This is a genomic window from Streptomyces sp. NPDC007945 (genome assembly GCF_042958885.1).
Lineage (GTDB): Bacteria > Actinomycetota > Actinomycetes > Streptomycetales > Streptomycetaceae > Streptomyces.
This window is the reverse complement of sequence record NZ_JBIBJV010000017.1, coordinates 15,357-32,351: the sequence shown is the minus strand read 5'-3', so window position 1 is coordinate 32,351 and position 16,995 is coordinate 15,357. Positions and strand designations below refer to the sequence as shown.

Sequence of the window (16,995 nt, the reverse complement as noted above, 5' to 3'; positions counted from 1 at the left end):
CCGGCCTGCGCCGTCGAAGCCTCAGATGACGGGGCCGGATTGATGGGACATCATCGGCTCGCCCAGCCATGTCTTGTGAAGAGTGCACCGACCGGACTGACACCGCTCACACACCGCTCACCCGTGCGAGACGGCATGGCCGGGTCGTCGGTTCCACCCGGTGCTGTGAGAGCCCGGACGTTGGGGGAAGGGGTCCTCACCGCATGACGCACAGACAGCGCCGGCTGCCCGGCCGCAGAGCGAGCGCCCTGGTGCTCGCCGCAGCGCTCGCCGCCGGAGGCATCACCTACGCGGGCTTCCACACCGGTCCCGGGCAGAAGACCGCCCCGGCCCCCTCCACCGGCAAGGCCGACTCCCGCCAGCCCCGGCTCGTCGACGGGCGCACCGCGCTCGCCCGGGCGAAGGAGTCGGGAAAGCCCGTGGAGGTGACGGCGGAGCGGACCGCCCGCTCGACCACCTGGGCGCGGCCGGACGGGCTGATGATGCAGAGGTCGTACGCCGCTCCGGTGCGGGCGAAGGTCGGCCAGGAGTGGAAGCCGATCGACACCACGCTGCACCGCACCAATGAGGGCTGGCAGCCGAAGGCGACGAACACGCACGTCGTATTCTCGGCCGGCGGACCGGGTAAGGAGCGTGCCTCGCGCGGTGGCGTACGGCGGGTGTCGCTGCTGCCCGCCGTCACCGCGCAGGAAACGTCACCGCTGGTGGCGCTGACCGTCACCGATGCCGCAGAGCAGACGCACACCATCCAGCTGACCTGGCCCGGGCCAGTTCCGGCCCCTGTGATCGATGGATCGCGGGCGCTGTATCCGGAGATCCTGCCCGGCGCGGACCTGGTGCTGACCGCCGAGGACGACGGTTTCGCCCAGCTGCTGGTCGTCAAGAACCGTCAGGCGGCCGCCGACCCGCGCGTCGCGCAGCTGTCCTACGGGCTCACCTCGCCGACACTCGACTTCCGCATGGACCCGCTGTCCGGGATCGTCGCGGCGGAAACCCCCCGCGGCGAGGAGGTCGCCTTGTCGCCGACCCCGCTGATGTGGGACAGCAGTGGCGCACCGGCCGTCACCGACGGACAGGCCGGTGCTTCCGCGCAGCCCACGGCCTCGGAGTCACCCGAGGCCACGCTGCCCACTCCGCCCACTGCCGCGCCGGCCCCGACGTCCACCGAAGAACTGGCCGACGACGTGGTGGACCCCGAGAACGAGGTGCTGCCCAGCGCGACGGACGGCACCGCACCGGCCGTGACCGATTCGCCCCTGCCGACAGCCCCGGGTGAGCCCACTCCCGCGCCCTCCCAGCCCGACGGGGCGGCGACCTTGAACCTGCCGCTGCTCAACGGCCCCTCGCCCGAGTCCCGCGGCGACGTGGTCGAGGCGGACCTGTCGCAGGGCAACTGGACCCTCGCTCCGAGCACGGCCTTCCTGAGCGACCCGGCGACCGTCTACCCGGTCTTCATCGACCCCACGGTCAAGAAGCACACCCAGGACTGGACCACGGCCTACAGTCGCCACCCCAAGGCCACCTTCTTCAACGGCAAGGACTTCAACAAGGGCGGCACCCACGAGGCACGGGTCGGATTCGAATCCGACACCTGGGGCACCTCCCGCTCCTACTTCAACATCGCCTTCGACAAGCTCCAGGGCGCGAAAATCCAGAAGGCGACCCTGCGTCTTTTGGAGACCTACTCCTGGTCGTGCAGCGCACGCTCGATGAGCGTCCACCTCACCGGCCCGATTGACAACCGCACCAACTGGGGCAACGCGCCCAAGCTCAACGACAACAACCTGGCCGCCACCCCGCGCAGCTTCGCCCACGGCTACAAGTCCGGCTGCCGCGACGCGTACGAGACCTTCAACGTGACGGCCGCGGCCCAGACCACCGCCAACAAGGGCAAGAGCACCATCACCTTCGGGCTGCGCGCACGCAACGAGAACTCGCAGTACGCCTGGAAGAAGTTCCAGGCCGACGGCGACAACGCCCCTGTCCTCGAAGTCACCTACAACCGGCCGCCCCGCACCCCCGACGAGCTCGACCTCGGGCCCGACTTCAAGTGCACGAGCACCGCCCCCTACGTCCGTGTCGGGTCCACGGACATCAACTTCACCGCCCGGGCCGGCGACCGAGACGGCAACCTCGACTACCTCGACTTCAACCTGTGGCCTTCGGGCAAGTGGGCCACCAGCGGCGACCTGCTCGGCTCGGCCGGGACCGTCTCCGTCGGCGCCGACACCGCCGACGCCAAACGCTCCACCAGCGCCTTCCCCACCTCCCGGCTGGTGAACAACACCCTGTACTCCTGGCAGGTCCGTGCAGTCGACAAGGCCGGCGCGTCCTCCACCTTCGCCCCCTACAAGGCGCCCTGTCGGTTCATCTACGACAGCAGCGCCCCCAGACCTCCGCGGATCACCTCCGTCGACTTTCCCAACGCGGACGGCAACGAGAACGCATTCGGCAACGAACCCGAAGACAAGAACTGGTCCAGGAAGAAGTTCGGCTCCGCCGGCTATATCACCTTCCGTGCCCTCGACGCCGACGTGATCCGCTACGAATACGGCTACAACACCAACAGCTATCCCTACTCGATCCCCCGCACCGCCGGAACTGCCACCGCCACCCCGGTGAGCCGAAGCATCACACCGCCCGCCGCCGGCCCCAACGTGCTGTACGTGAGGGTCGTCGACGGCGCCGGACACGTGTCCGAACCCACGAAGTACTTCTTCTACGTCACCCCCCGAGACCAGGCCGACGTCGCCGGCGACTTCACCGGCGACACCCTGCCCGACCTGTTCTCCCTCACCGCCGGCGGCAACCTGCGCCTGTTCCCCTCCCAGTCCGCGAACGAGGCCACACCCGACAAGGGCAACGGCGACACCGACTTCTCCATGTCCGGCGCCTACCAGGAGAACCCGGACAAGGATCCCAACGGCGACAACCTCGAGCCCTTCATCGCACCCCCCGCCGGCCACTTCTCCGGCGCCCTGATCACCCACAACGGCGACTTCTACGGCGGCGACGGTCTGCAGGACCTCATCGCCCGCGTCGGCGGCAAACTCTGGGTCTACCCCGGCGACGGATACGGCGCCGTCAACATCAACAAGCGCCGCGAAATACTCCTGCCCGCCAACGCCCCCTCCCCCAGCAGCCTCTCCCAGATCGTCGCCACCGGCGACATCACCGGCGACAAACTGCCCGACATGTTCGCCACGACCGGCAGCGAGATGTGGGCCTTCATCGGCTACACCGGCGCCTCCTTCACCGAAGCCCGCCTCGTCGCCGACTCCCCCTGGGCCGACCGCGACATCCTCACCGTCGCCGACATCAGCGGCGACGGCACCCCCGACCTGCTGTTCCGCAGCGCGGAAACCGAACGCGGCCTCCTTCTGCGCCACGGCAAACCCGCCGCAGGCGGAGGAGTCGACCTCGCCTCCCTCACCACCGCGGCCGGCTCGAAAACCGGCCAGGACGAGGTCTACGGAACCACCGGCTGGGGCGTCAGCAACATCCCCAGGCTCATCGGCACCCCTGACGTCAACAAGGACGGCATCCCCGACCTGTGGGCCTGCCTCTCCGACGGCCGCCTCTACTTCTACCCCGGCGGACGCACCGCCCACGGCGCCCGCTTCCTCTCCAGCGCAAGCGGCTGGCTCAGCGCCACCGCCATCGGCTGACCCGCACCACCAACCCCGGCCAGCGGTCCACAGCGGTGCCTGGTGCCTTCCCCGAAGGCACCAGGCACCGTCATCCTCTCCGAACGGAACTCCCCCCCCCGCGTATGGGAGAGGCCAGCCGTTTCAAAACGGTCAAGCGGCGGGCGGTTTCACGCCGCTGACCCGCAGCGCGTCATAGCCCCGGCAGCCGACCGGTGGCCACCCCGGGAATGCTCAGTGACCCGCCGTGTAGCTCCTCCCCTGACCTCGCCCGTGCCGTGCCGTGCCGTCCCCGCAAAGCACTGGATGGGACGGAGAAGAACTCCGTCCAATCGCTCTCCTCGCTTCAAAAGCGACCCGGCCGGACAGAGCGCCCGTTCCACAACCGCTGCACCCTCCTCCCTGAAAGGGCGTTGATGAGACGCGTCACCCGTCAGGCCGCAACCCTCTCCGCGGCAGCCGGCCTGCTCACCACAGCTACCCTCCTCGCCCCGCCCACCGCCACCGCGGCGGACGAGCTGAGGCTGTCGGGGCACGACGTGGTGGCAGCACCGCGTTCGGTGCCCCGCTTCTTCCCCATCGTCGAGTCGGGCACCACCTTCTGGGGGAAGGTCGTAGTCACCGTCGGCACAAAGCCGATGACCGACCCGACGGGCGCCGGGGCGGGCCTCCCGGCCGGGTACCGGCTCAACCCCAACCATTGCGCCGTGGCCGCCGGGTACACAGGGGTGCTCGTGTGCGAGGGCACCCCCTACACGGTGCCCGACGCCGCCGTGCCGGCCGACGCCGCCGACACAACCCTGTACTGGGGCTTCGCGTACATGTCGGCCGGCGGCGACCTCGCTGCAGCCGTGAAGGAAGCACGCAGCGCGGGCAGCCTCCCGGCGGACGAGACCCGCGGCACCGGCAAGGTCACCGTAAAGTCCCGCGCGCACGCCGTGCTGAACACCATCGCCTTCGACGCCCCTCCCGTCCCCGACGGCGGCACCGTCCGCCAGCAGCTCCGCGTACACGCCAACGACGCCGGACAGCTGACGCTCCGCTTTGCCATGGCCCAGGGGCAGCTCACCCACCCCGCGCCGCCCATCCGCTTCCGGAACGTCACCACCAGCCCTGGCGCCAGCTGCGAACTGCGCTGGGAGACTCTGCCCGGCGACCTGCCCAACCTTGCCTGCGAACTGGAGGCCGGGGACCATGTGATCGGCTATGAGCTGGCCGCCGACTCGGGGCAATACGCCCAGAAACTCCAGACCCTCACCCGCTACGACATCTACGACCTCGGCTACTGGGACGAGTCCGACGTCAAGCTGGCCAGCGCGCCCTTCGCGATCCAGGGCCGCACCGTCCAGCCCCGGCACGGCATCACCGCCCGCGACACCACCGGCAAGCTGTGGACGTACGAGGGCACGCGCCGCGCGGACTCGCCGTTCTACTCCCGCGACGAGACCGGGCCCGGCTGGCAGACGTACACGGCCCTCACCTCCCTCTCCCCCTACACCCAGGACCTCCACTCCCTGGTCGACGTGAAGCCGTCCGCCGCCACCCGGGGCCGGGGCGACGTCGCCGCCCGCGACGCGTCCGGCACCCTGTGGTATTACGACCGCCACACCAATGACACCCCGTACGCACCCCGCGTCAAGGTCGGCGGCGGCTGGAATGTCTACGACCGCGTCGACGGAGCCGGTGACATCGACCGGGACGGGTACGTCGACCTCCTCGCCCGCGACAGGACCGGCGTCCTGTGGCTCTACCAGGGCACCGGCAGCTTCACCAGCGGCCGGTTCAAGACGCGGGTTCGGGTCGGCGGCGGCTGGGGCGCGTACGACCGGCTCGCCGGCGGCGCAGACCTGACCGGCGACGGGCGCGCCGACCTGCTGGCGCGCGACCGGGCCGGGGTGCTCTGGCTGTACCGGGGCACCGGCGACGCCACCCGCCCGTACACCGACCGCACCCAGATCGGCGGCGGCTGGCAGAGCTACGACCAGCTCGTCATCACCGGCGACCTCACCGACGACGGCAAGGCCGACGCCGTCGCCCGCGACCGCACCGGCGTCCTATGGCTGTACAAGGGAACGGGCAAGACGACCGGCCCCTTCACCGGACGGACCCGGATCGGCGGCGGCTGGAACACCTACAACCAGCTGTTCTGACCTCCGAAAACAACGTGACAGAAGCCAGGCCCATCGAGGCGGACGACCACCAGCCAGTGGTCGTCCGACGCCTGCGATGCAGAAGAGACACCGTCGACACAAGCGGCGGCGTTCACCGCGGTGCGACTGGGAGCCACACGTACCCGGGCGGGAAGGCGCCCATGACGGTCCGAGGGAGAGCCCGGTACGGAGCCGCTCGGCGAGAACGAAACCAGGCAGGATGACGGCGCACCAAGGCCACCCCCGCAAGCGGGGAGCAGAAGGCGAGGAGGCGGCCTACCTCATGGCGACGAGGCCATCCCCGCAGGCGCAGGGAGCAGCCCCAGAGACCGCCCCGTACCCGTTCTTCGTCAGACCATCTTGCGGGGCGGGGAGCAAGCACCCAGGCAGGGCGGTTAATGCGTTGGGTTGTGATTCAGAAAAGAGAGGTTCCCAGTGAGAAAGGTTGCATTCTTCGGCCCCCCTGCGAGCGGGAAAACGACGCTCGCGGGAAAACTCGCCGCGCACATGGGAGTCGCGCACACCGACCTCGACGAGATCCTCTTCACCGACACCGGGGCACTCCCCCTGGACGAGTTCCGTGCGGCGGCGGCGGAGATCACCGACCGGGGATCATGGGTGGTCGAGGGGAACTTCTCGAAACTCGCGGACGTGGTGTGGCACCGGGCCGATGTGCTGGTGTGGCTCGACCTGCCTCTGCGGCTGGTCGTGGCGGATCACGGTCCGCAGCCTGCGGCAGCTCGCCGGGCTCGACGCGAGCGCGCAGGCGAAGCAGTTGACCTGGAGCCAGGCCTTCTTCGGTCGGCGGTCCCTGCTGCGCACCGCCGTGCGCAAATACCGGCACAACCGGCCCCGTTACGTCCAGCAGATCGCGGAGACGGCCGCCCTGGGCTGGATGTCGTCCGGCTCCGCAGCGGCCGGGAAGCGGACGCATGGCTGGCGGACCAGCTCGGCCAGCGCTGAGCCCGTAAGGGCCCATTCGAGTGACACAGTGTGCTGTGATGTTGAACAAGTCGCCGCTGGGGGTCCGGATACGCACGAAGCCGACGGAGGGCCGCCCGAGGGCGACCCGACACACCGCGGGCTTCCCACTGCCAGATCCCGAAAGACCTGCCGTTTCACCCGACCTGCGCTCCCCCTGGAGACGACCATGATCCCCCACGGCCGCCCCGCCGTCAGCGAATCCGACATCGCCCGACTCGCCAGAACATCGCTCACCACTTGGCGTCGCCAGCACGCCGACGACTCCCGCGCACACGTTCCCGACCTCCTCCCCGATAGCTGCAATCGCCTCTACGACCGGGCGCAGGTCGAGGCGTACCTCGCCAGTAAGCCGGCGCCCGCCCTGCCCGAAGAGAAGCACACCGACGACCTCCTGTCCGCCGGCGAGGTCGCCGGAATGCTGGGCATCAGCACCGGCACCGTCCGCGCCTACGCCACCAGCGGACACTTCTCCCCCGGCATCACCGTCCACGGCTCCCGGCCATGGCCACGCCGCGAAAACCTGGAACGCCGCGACAACGCCCCCGGCCGCGGCACAGGCGGCGGCCGCCGCACCGACAAACCCCAAGGCCCCGCACAACCCACCCCTACGAAGGAGACCCCCGCCTCGACATCGCACGACGGACACTCACCGCAGCCGGCGGCGCGCCCAGGGCACGGGCGGCCGCCGAACTCGCAGCCCTCCACGGCCACACACTCCGCACCTGGGGAACGCCTCCTCACCACCGCCGCCACCCACCCACCCCGGCAACACCGACGACTGACCAGCCATCCCCCGCCTCCTGCCGCCTGCCGCCTGCCGCCTGCCGCCTGCCGCCTGCCGACGAGCTTGCGATCAGGACCCCTGGGCGTCCCACAGCCTGTGAGCTGACAAGCCCATGGCAGCCATGTCTCTCCTCGACGCCCCCTCAGGTGCCCCCGACCTCTGCCGAAATAAGCCCGTGCACACCAAGCCGTCTCATCGCAAAGACCAGACAAAGCCCTCCTGAAAGCGCAGCTCAGACAGTCTGGTCCTCGCGCGAGCGGGGGTGTTCCGGTGACCTCGGCGATCTTCACCATTGGCATGCCCTGGGCGGACCAGCAGGAAGCCGGACCCCACACCTCACCACAGCGGACCCCGGATCCTGTGTCACCCTTACGGCCGGGACGAGGACCAACGCGGAGCGGAGCCGGAGCCCGGGCCCGTCGTGCCACCATGACTTCCGAGCGTTTCGCGACCGACATGGGGGAGGAAGCATGGGCACCACGCCCGCTCAATGGTCCGGCTGGCGCAGCCGGATTGTCGGGATACCGGGTGCGGGGGAGGGAAAGCCGGTTCCTCTGGAGTTCCGCGCGGGTTTCACCACGAGGTTCAACCTGTCGGCCGTGCGCAAGGGTTCCCATCGTCAGCGGGCACATGACACGCTCGTCACCATCGGCCGGACCGGGCCGTCGCACATCGTCCTGCCGGCCGACTGCGACGCCCTCGCCATCTGGCGCGTCACCGTGGGCAACGAGGGCGCCAGTGGCCTGGGCCGGTGGAAGGTGCGCATCGTGGACAGCGACGCACTGCCTCAGCTCCCGCCCCGAACAGCCCGGGGAAAGGGAACCCGGACCTTCGGTTATTTCAGGCCCAAGCCGTACTTCGAATACGCCCCGGTGGTGCACTACGACTTCATCGACTCCCCCGGCACCCTCATCGACACGCCGGCCGACGGCGGGAAGGAGCTGATCCGCTTCACCTCCGCCGCCACCCAGAAGGGCACCTTGCGCCTTCCGCGGCATGGATACGTCACCCTGTCCGAACACGGCAAGTGGCAGATCTCGGTGACCTGACCGCGCCGATCACAGCGCTCCCCGTCTTGACCGGAAGGTGAACGCGAGGGTGACGACGGCAGTGATCCGGGCGGCGCTGCGACGGTCGTTCCACCGGCCGTCACGCTGCCCTGACGTCGGCAAGTGCGGCTCCAGTCGGATCCCCTCGGCTTTCGTCGGACCACCCGGCCTCATATCGAGCGTACGAGGAGCCGCGAGCACCTCCGTCCGCAGAAGCGGGGCCCGCCGCCGTGACGGGGCCGCGGCGGCGGGCCCGTGGTGCTGCGGGGTCAGGCGACCCGGACGTAGAGGTCGCACAGGCCGCCCGCCTTGAGAGCGTGACGACCCGTTCGAGGCGGGATCGGATGGCGAGGGTGTGGGGATGTCGTCGGCATCACCCCGATCACGCACGCCCGACATCCCACCGGGCCAGCAACAGCCCCCGCCCCGAAACGGCAGCGCCAGCCGTCCGGGGCGGTGAAGACGAAGAGGATTCAGGGGCCGAGCCGCCCCTCTGGCGGCCCATCTGAAACTGCGCCCTGGGCGCGGGGCTCGTACGGTCGCGGTGGGACGGCGTACAGGACCGCCGGCCCCCTCTTCGCCCGTCCCGAGGGGACCGGCGCCCACCGCGGCTTCCGGTCAGCAGCAGGCGCTGCCGTACCGGACCAGTCGGGCGAGCGACAAGGTCGGCAGGACCGTGACCACCTTGCCGAGGATGACGGCATCGGTCGCCCGGGGGGGGCTCGCACGCGGCGTTGTGGGGCATGAGTCGGACGTGGCCGTCCACACGGCGCAAGTGCTTGACCGTGGCTTCGCCGTCCAGCATCGCGGCGACGGTGCCGCCGTGGTCCGCGCTGCCGGCCTGCCTCACGACCACAATGTCTTCGTCACAGATGGCCGCGTCGATCATGCTGGCGACCGTCGCTGCTCACCGGTTCACAGCAGCCTCCGCTCCCGCTGGGCAGCGGGTCAGGGCGGTGTGGGCGAGGAGTGGCGAAGCCTGTCGAGGCGTCGGATGGCCGGTGTCGCAGTTACACCGTGCACGACGACGGAGAGCAGGACGGTGAAGGCCACCACCGACCAGAGCTGTCGCGTGTCGGCTTCGAAGGCTTCGCTGTGTCCGAGCGCGTACGCGAGGTAGAAGAGGGAGCCGATGCCGCGGATGCCGAAGAAGGCGGTGACCGTCTTCTCTCGCGGTCCCTCTGCGGAACCGATCAGGCCGAGCCATCCGGCGGCGGGCCTGACGACGAGGACGAGCAGGACGGCGACGAGGGCTCCCTGCCAGGTGAGAGTGCGCAGTCCGTCAGCGACAAGGAAGCCCCCGAGGAGGAAGAGCAGGACCACGGTCAGCAGCCGTTCGATCTGTTCGGTGAACTCGTGCAGTACACGGTGGTAGCCGTGGCTGCGCTCGGCCGCGCGGATGGTGCAGGCCGTCACGAACACGGCGAGGAAACCGTAGCCGTGGAGGAGTTCGGCCGCTCCGTACGCCAGGAACGTGGCGCCCAGGGCGACGAACCCTTCCATGTGCTCCGACAGGCGCAGCGCGTTCGCCTGCGCGCGGAAGAACATGCGGCCCAGCAGACGACCGGCCACGATACCCACCGCCACTCCTACCGCGATCTTGACCAAGACGTCGATGAGCAGCCATCGCCCGAGCCAGCCCGCCGACCACCCGTCGCCGGCCGCTGCGGCGAGCGCCAGGGCGGCCAGGACGAACGGGAAGGCCAGTCCGTCGTTCAGCCCGGCCTCGGCTGTGAGAGTGAACCGGACCTCGTCCTCGTCGTCCTCCGCGTCCGTGGGCTCTCCCACTCTCACCTCCGCAGCCAGTACGGGATCGGTCGGTGCGAGCACCGCGGCGAGGAGGAGGGCGAGCGCCGGCGGCCAGTCGAGCAGGAATACGGCGATGAGCCCGGTCCCTGCGATGGTCAGGGGCAGGCTGATGCCGAGCAGGCGCCAGGGCCCGCCCCACGCGCGCCGGCCGAAGGGCCGGTTGAGGGCGAGGCCTGCTCCCATCAGCGAAACGATCACACACAGTTCCGACCCGTGCTCGATCCAGAGCCGGTCACGCACCGGGTCCACCGTCGGCACGGGCCACGGCAGCGCCGCCACGACGGCGCCGGCCGTGAGGAAGACCATCGGCATGGAGAGGGGCCGTTTGAACACGAGCCTCGGCACGACGGCCGCGCCGAGCGCACCCAGCCCTATCGCAAGGTAAACGGTGTCGGAGAGGATCACCCAGCCCATCCTGTCCGAGACGGCCTCGTCCATGCGTGCCGACTCTCGCTTCGCCACACCGGGCGTTCTCACGAGGTGTCCATGCGCACCACGCATGCCCCCGGTGATCACGCGGAGCGTCTCGTTCACCTCGCGCATCGTCTCCGCGCCGGCCAGCTGCACCCGGGCCGCGAGGATGGTGTCGTCGGCCGCGGCGAAGGACAGCAGTCCGGCCGGGCGGGCGAGCGGCCCGACGCGGCCCACGGGGTCGGGGTGGGAGACGGTGGTGAGGATGGCGACCTGCTCGTGCCGGACGTGCACCAGCCGCCGCGCGGGAGCGGAAACCTGGGCCACCCTCCGCCCTCCGGCCGCGGGCTGAAGGCGGTCGCCCCACGACGAGGGCCGGCCGCACGCGTCGGGGGAATTCCGCGTACGACCGGCCCAGGAGGTGTCCACTTCGCTCCGATGACCCGCCTACCCCCACACCACCGGCCAAACCGACCAGCACGACCAAGCGGGGACGCGCGGAAGCGGGCCGCCGGAGAAAAACCAGGACGCGAACGAGGCCGGGCGGGCCGGCGGCCCGTTCAACGGCCGACGCGAGACCAGGCCCCGCAGGAACTTGGTCACGGAACGAGTCGTATGCGACACGGCGCGGGCCGCGGCGAGCGCTTGGTCGTCCGCGCCGGTCAGCCGCAGGTCCTCGCGGACAGCCATCGCCCGGCGGTGCGCGGCAACGGCGGAGGCTAGCGCGCGGACGGTGCGGTGGTCCGCGCGGGCATCGGGGCGGCCGGCGCCCCTGCACTCACCCCGGCAGCGTTGAGTGTGGACAGGCGCACAAGGGTCACATGCGGATATCCGTATCTGCGCCGTCGTCAGGCTTCGGTCTGCGCCTGGAACCTTGCCGGCTCCGTCTCATGCCTGGCACCGCCCCCCTGCCCGTCGTCACGGTAGCCGCGCTGCAGGGGCACACCTTCGCCGCCGGCGCCATCTTCTAGCTGGCCCACGACTTCCGGGTGATGCGGGCCGACCGCGGCTACTGGTGCCTGCCCGAAGCGGACATCAACATCCCCTTCACCCCCGGCATGGCCGCGCTCATCCAGTCCCGGCTGGCCCCGCAGACCGCGCACACGGCCATGCTCACCGCCCGCCGCTACGGCGGCACCGACGCCGCGGCCGCCGGCATCGTCGACCAGGCCGTCACCGCGGACGCCGTGCGCTCCACCGCGATCGAGATCGCCCAGGCGCAGTCGACCAAGGCCGACGACACCCTGGGCACCATCAAGGCCCGCATGTACGGAGCCGCCCTGGCCACCCTCCGCGACACCGCCAACCCGCTCGGCTGAGCCGGGCACCCCACCGACCGCACCGCACCGCCTTCGGGAGCTCCGCCCGGGGGCGGACCGTCCCACCGTCCACCGCCCGAGGAGACAGGGCTGATGAGCGCCTATGAGGCGGCCGACCGGATCGCGGCAGGCTTTCCTTCGTCACTTCGACCTGGAGCACGCCTTCCGCTTCGCGAAGCAGACCCTCAGACGGACCACTTCGGAAATCCACACCCCGGAGGCGGCTACTGCTGGACCGGGATCCTGATCGTCGCCCACCCCCAGCTCCGGCTCGCCCGGCCCTCGCCGCGGACCTCCGCCGGCCCTGGGAGAAACCGACCGCCTCCAACCGGCCCGGGCCCGCCGAGGGTTCTGGAACGTTCGCACCCACCTCGCCTGCCCGGTCCGTGTTCCCAGACCCCGAGGAGCTGGCCCCGGACGGCCAGCCGGCGCCAAGAACAAGCACCTGTCACCCCGCTACGACGGGGGCAAGACGGTCAACCTTCGAGACCCTCAAGGCCATCGGCAATACCGGCAGATCTCGGTAGATGAAGAACAAGCTCAGGGAGTGTCGTCCGGATCGGTGAAGACGCAGAACTCGTTCCCTTCGGGATCGGCCATCACGTGCCAGTCGATCTCCTGGTCAGGTGCCCGCACCACAGTGGCACCCATGGCGACCAAACGGTCGGGAACCCCCCACACATCCAGGTGCATGCGGTTCTTGAACGTCTTCCGCTCCGACACCGGGTTGACCCAGATGAGCGGGCCGCTTCCCGTCTTGTCGACGATGGGCACCGGCCAGTGCTGCGGCCGCGCACTGCCGTCGGCCATGACACTCCGCTCGTACCCGAGCGCCGCGCACCACCAGTCCGCGAGGGCCTGGTGGTCGACGGCGTCCAGAGCCAAGTCCTTGAAACGGGCCGGAGCCGCATTCTCGTTCTTCATACGCGTCATGGAACCACCACACGAGCGCGGGCGCCCCGGAATCATCGTGCGGACAGAGGCCGCCACCTGTCTCGCTGCGCGGGATCCCGATGACGCAACTGGTGGCACAACCACGTCTTGGCGGGCGGCGAACGGGTGGGGCAGCTCCTGCGAGCCGACGTCCGGGCGCCGGGAGGACCGCTGGCTTTCCCCTTCCTTCCCTCCTCCCGGGGGAGGCGCCGGTGACGGCCTCCAGGGGCGGGAACGGGACTTCCCGGCGGGCAGGGAGGAGGGTGGAAACTCTCAACCGGTAGGGGGCGGTACGTCATCGCGGTGACGTCCCCGGCGGGGCCGGTGCCGTACGCGGCGGACACGGGGCCGCAGCGGGCAGGGACGTGGACCCGGTGGACGGGGGGGTCCGGCTCCCGGGCGGCCCGGACAGTGACCCAAGTGCTGACCCGTGCAGGTCAGGGCGGTGCGGTGGGATGCGTGGTGGGTGGCCTGGAGAGTGCGGGTGGTCCGTACTCACCACTGCTGGTCAGAGTGCGCTTCGCGGCGCCGGCATCGGATGTGCCAAAGATTTTTCGTCTCCCTTCTCACCCCTCTGCTCGCTCAGGACTGAGAGGTCTGGGCAGTCTCTCGTTCGGCCCCAGGGCCACGAACCGCCCTCTCCGATGGGGTAGAGGGCACGGAGGATTCGCAGCTGCACTACGAGAGGTGGCGGTGGGGCGGAAGACTGCCGAGTGAGTCGCTGCGCCGTGTCCGCGAGAGCAACGTCTTGGGGGTGCTCGACTCCGACAGTGACCTGGTCCACCAATCTCGGCCGTCTGGGCCCCGACCGCCCCGGCCGGTCACTCGGGGCCCGCCTTCACCGGATAGTCTCCGTCGGTTCACTGCGTCTCTACGATTGGAAGGCGAATGCGAATATCACGAGCGTGGCTCGTGCTCGTGGCCATGGTGACGGTGCTTGCGACCCCGGGCCTCACGTCGGGCCCGGCATCGGCGGAATCACCTGAGGTGATCAGCGCGGCATCACCACCAGTGGCCACCACTGGTACGGCGTCGCCGGAGGTGATGACACCGACGGGAACGCTCCAGGCGTTCTTCAGCACGCCGACGGTCAACTCCTTCGACGACTCGATCGAACGTAGGATCCTGGACCTGATCAATGCCGCGGATGCCACATCGCAGATTCGCGTCTCGATCTACTCGATCGAGAGCGAAGCTGTCGCGAAGGCCCTCATCGCCGCCCAGAGGGATCGACAAGTCGATGTCCGGGTGCTCGGCGAGCGCTGCCACACGGTTGACAAGAAGTGGGTCTGCTCGCCCGCGGACGCCGATCTGCTCCCGGTCCAGAAGACGCTGACGGCCGGCCTGGGCGCCGATCACACGACCTGGTGTCTGAAAGGGTGCATGCGCAGCAACAGCGAGAACCACGACAAGTTCTGGCTGTTCAGCGCCGTCACCCTTCCCGGGGATCCCCCGGTGCGCCGGACCAATGTGGTCGCCCAGTCCTCGCACAACATGAACGCGGACAGCTACGCGCTCCACAACGACCTGCTCGTCAGCACTGGCGACCGCGCGATCTACGACGCCTACCTCGGGGCGTGGAACAGGATGTGGCAGATCGAGGCAGCAGGCGGCCTCGCCTCCTGGAACGACACCAACGGCGGCTACGCAGCCGGGCACGGCGGCGCGGTCGAGTCGTGGTTCTACCCGCGCGCCTCCACCCAGGACGACGTGCTCGCGGCCCGCATCAGGGAAGTCCCGTGCGCATCGGGCGGACGGATCCGCATCGCGATGGCCAGTTGGAGGAATGAGCGCCCGCTGGTGAAGGAGGCGTTGACCACCAAGGCCCAGAGCGGTTGCCGTATCGAGGCCGTGATCAGCGCGGGCGCCGAGGCCGGCGCGGAGTTCCTGCCCCCGCTCGGCGTTCCGGTCCACGTGCTGCCGGACGCCGCGTGCGACCGCGACCCGCAGGCCCCGATGATGGACGGCACCGCCGGGCGCCGCTGCTCGAACTACCTGCACTCGAAGTACGTCCTGCTGGAGTGGACGGGGGCAGGCGGAGTGCCTGAACGGCACGTCTACACCGGATCGACCAACCTCTACGACGCCATCCTCACCAGCACCGACGAGTCCTCACTGCACATCGCAAACCAGGTCATCTACGATGCATACGCTGCGGACTGGCAGACCCTGCGCGACTCCACCGTCAAGTTCCTGCCCGGCCGTTTCCCGGACGCGGCCCTGACGGCAGGCGTGAACTCCGTCTCCGGAGGTGACCAGCGGGCCCCGGCAGCCGCAGCGCGCAACGGCTGGACGGGGGTCGTCTGGGAGAGCCAGGACACCCTCGCTGCGGGCAACCCCACGCACGTATGGCTGCGCCTGTTCAAGGACGGCGTGAGCCGGTTCGAGACCCGCGTGTCCATGGACACCACGAGCCCCGACGGCAGCCACCTCGACCCTGACGTCGACGTCGACGCCGACGGCAACGCCGTCGTGGTGTGGACCGAGGACGCGGACGGCAACGGCCAGGGCAACATCGCGGTACGGCGCTACGGACCCACCGGGCAGCTCCAGGGCACACGCTGGGCCAACGACGAGGACTACTCGGGCGCCCAGATCGAGGCTGCCGTCGCCACCCGCGACGATGGGTCCTTCGTCGTCGCCTGGCAGAACGACCCCGCCGGAACCACGGGCGTACGCCTGCGCGAGTTCGACTCCCTCATGCAGACCCAGCAGCCCTCCTGGCGCCGGGTGGGCTCGGTGACCGGCTCCAATGGCACCCCGGATCTCGCTGTGGACCCGACCGGCAACGTATTCGCGGTGTGGAAGGAAGACGCCGACGCGAACGGCTCGTTCAACATCGCCGGCGGCAAGTACAGCCGCACCGGGACGGTCCTGGTCGCCCCGCGGACGCTCAATGCGCTGGACGTCAGGCAGCAGGAGCGGCCCACGGTCGCCGTCGACGCCCAGGGCCGACCGGTCGTGGCCTGGCAGGGCGACGCCAGCGGGATGTGGCAGATCAGCGTCCGCGGGTTCGACGCATCCCTCGGTCAGCGGTTCCCCGAGCGCACCGTTGACAGTCCCCCGCACCCGGACAGCACCGTGCTCCAAGGCTGGCCCGCACTGGCCGTGGCCGACGACGGCTCGTTCCTCGTGGCCTGGAACGATGTCCGGACAGGCGTGTACGGCACCGACGTCTTCGCCCGCGGCTTCAACGCCGACGGCACCACCACTGGCCGGCTCCCCGACGTGCGGCTTTCACCGCTCGCCTTCAACGACCAGAAGCGCCCGAGCCTCGGAATGCGGCCGGACGGCACGTTCGACCTCTTCTACGCCGATGACTTCGACGGCAACCGCTACCACGAGATCTACCGGTTGTCCGGCCTGAAGAACACCGGCATGGCCCCCTGATCCGCGAAGGGCAGAAGTCGGGCCGGGCGGGGGCGCCGTCGCCCGGCCCGACTTCTACCGCCGCGCGGCCGGGGCCGGTCTCCTCGATGCGACCGAGCGGCCGCCCCCGGACTCGCACGCCACGCCCGCACACAGCGGCAAAGCCGCACAATGTCGCAATCCCCACGAAGGCGGCAAGGCCAGCGGGATGGGGAGTGGGACCGGCCTGTATCCCGAGGTCCGATCCCTTCCCTCCGCGGCTCGGGCGGCTCCTGGTCAGGCCCGCCATGCTGTGCTGTTCTGTGCCTCAGGTTGGCTAGGGAGAGACCTGATGTCGGTCAATACACCTGAGGGCTCTCCGGGCGATCATGGCGCTCTCGACGGAGTCGGATCGGGTCAAGCGAGCAGGTTGTCGCGAAACGGCCGGGGGGGGGGGGGCCGGGGGGGGGGGCCCCCCCCCCCGGCCCCGGGGGGGGGGGGGGGGGCGGGGGGCCCGGGGGGCGCCCGGCGGGCCCGGCCCCCCCCCCCCCCCACAGGTAC

The 16,995-nt window shown here is 70.1% G+C and carries 7 protein-coding genes and 3 pseudogenes; 7 read left to right on the top strand and 3 right to left on the bottom strand.

The features are described from left to right. The first annotated feature begins 203 nt into the window (after positions 1–203). The 4 genes from ACFZCF_RS31535 to ACFZCF_RS31520 all read left to right on the top strand — a co-directional run bounded on the left by ACFZCF_RS31535 (position 204) and on the right by ACFZCF_RS31520 (position 8,614). On the top strand, positions 204–3,668 hold the full coding sequence (locus ACFZCF_RS31535) for a DNRLRE domain-containing protein (protein ID WP_391290524.1): 3,465 nt from the start codon (positions 204–206) through the stop codon (positions 3,666–3,668). Positions 3,669–4,063: 395 nt separating this feature from the next. After that, positions 4,064–5,797, top strand: coding sequence for an FG-GAP-like repeat-containing protein (locus tag ACFZCF_RS31530; RefSeq protein ID WP_391290522.1), 1,734 nt, complete (start codon positions 4,064–4,066; stop codon positions 5,795–5,797). 435 nt (positions 5,798–6,232) lie between these two features. Then, entirely contained in the window at positions 6,233–6,760 is a 528-nt protein-coding gene (locus ACFZCF_RS31525) for an adenylate kinase (protein WP_391290520.1), read from the top strand. 1,275 nt (positions 6,761–8,035) lie between these two features. Then, entirely contained in the window at positions 8,036–8,614 is a 579-nt protein-coding gene (locus ACFZCF_RS31520) for a hypothetical protein (protein WP_391290519.1), read from the top strand. A gap of 618 nt (positions 8,615–9,232) precedes the next feature. Here ACFZCF_RS31520 and ACFZCF_RS31515 read toward each other — a convergent pair. Together ACFZCF_RS31515 and ACFZCF_RS31510 are read right to left on the bottom strand one after the other, a co-directional pair. Then, positions 9,233–9,506: pseudogene (locus ACFZCF_RS31515) on the bottom strand (LexA family protein); the annotation flags it as partial. A gap of 56 nt (positions 9,507–9,562) precedes the next feature. Then, positions 9,563–10,837 (bottom strand): cation:proton antiporter, encoded by a 1,275-nt coding sequence (locus ACFZCF_RS31510; protein WP_391290534.1) that lies wholly within the window; start codon positions 10,835–10,837, stop codon positions 9,563–9,565. Between the two features lie 905 nt (positions 10,838–11,742). Between ACFZCF_RS31510 and ACFZCF_RS31505 the strand changes: the two are divergent. Together ACFZCF_RS31505 and ACFZCF_RS31500 are read left to right on the top strand one after the other, a co-directional pair. After that, positions 11,743–12,153: pseudogene (locus ACFZCF_RS31505) on the top strand (enoyl-CoA hydratase/isomerase family protein); the annotation flags it as partial. A 127-nt stretch (positions 12,154–12,280) separates the two neighbouring features. Then, positions 12,281–12,680: pseudogene (locus ACFZCF_RS31500) on the top strand (transposase); the annotation flags it as partial. 13 nt (positions 12,681–12,693) lie between these two features. Here the strand turns inward: ACFZCF_RS31500 and ACFZCF_RS31495 are convergent. Beyond that, positions 12,694–13,077 (bottom strand): VOC family protein, encoded by a 384-nt coding sequence (locus ACFZCF_RS31495; RefSeq protein WP_391290517.1) that lies wholly within the window; start codon positions 13,075–13,077, stop codon positions 12,694–12,696. A 933-nt stretch (positions 13,078–14,010) separates the two neighbouring features. Between ACFZCF_RS31495 and ACFZCF_RS31490 the strand changes: the two genes are divergently transcribed. After that, positions 14,011–16,476 (top strand): phospholipase D-like domain-containing protein, encoded by a 2,466-nt coding sequence (locus tag ACFZCF_RS31490; RefSeq protein WP_391290532.1) that lies wholly within the window; start codon positions 14,011–14,013, stop codon positions 16,474–16,476. Positions 16,477–16,995 lie beyond the last annotated feature (519 nt).

Excerpts from the sequence above, each read along its gene's own strand:
- ACFZCF_RS31535 (WP_391290524.1), top strand. The coding sequence starts at position 204 with ATGACGCACAGACAGCGCCGGCTGCCCGGCCGCAGAGCGAGCGCCCTG.
- ACFZCF_RS31530 (WP_391290522.1), top strand. The coding sequence starts at position 4,064 with ATGAGACGCGTCACCCGTCAGGCCGCAACCCTCTCCGCGGCAGCCGGC.
- ACFZCF_RS31520 (WP_391290519.1), top strand. The coding sequence starts at position 8,036 with ATGGGCACCACGCCCGCTCAATGGTCCGGCTGGCGCAGCCGGATTGTC.
- ACFZCF_RS31510 (WP_391290534.1), bottom strand. The coding sequence starts at position 10,837 with ATGGGCTGGGTGATCCTCTCCGACACCGTTTACCTTGCGATAGGGCTG.
- ACFZCF_RS31495 (WP_391290517.1), bottom strand. The coding sequence starts at position 13,077 with ATGAAGAACGAGAATGCGGCTCCGGCCCGTTTCAAGGACTTGGCTCTG.
- ACFZCF_RS31490 (WP_391290532.1), top strand. The coding sequence starts at position 14,011 with ATGGTGACGGTGCTTGCGACCCCGGGCCTCACGTCGGGCCCGGCATCG.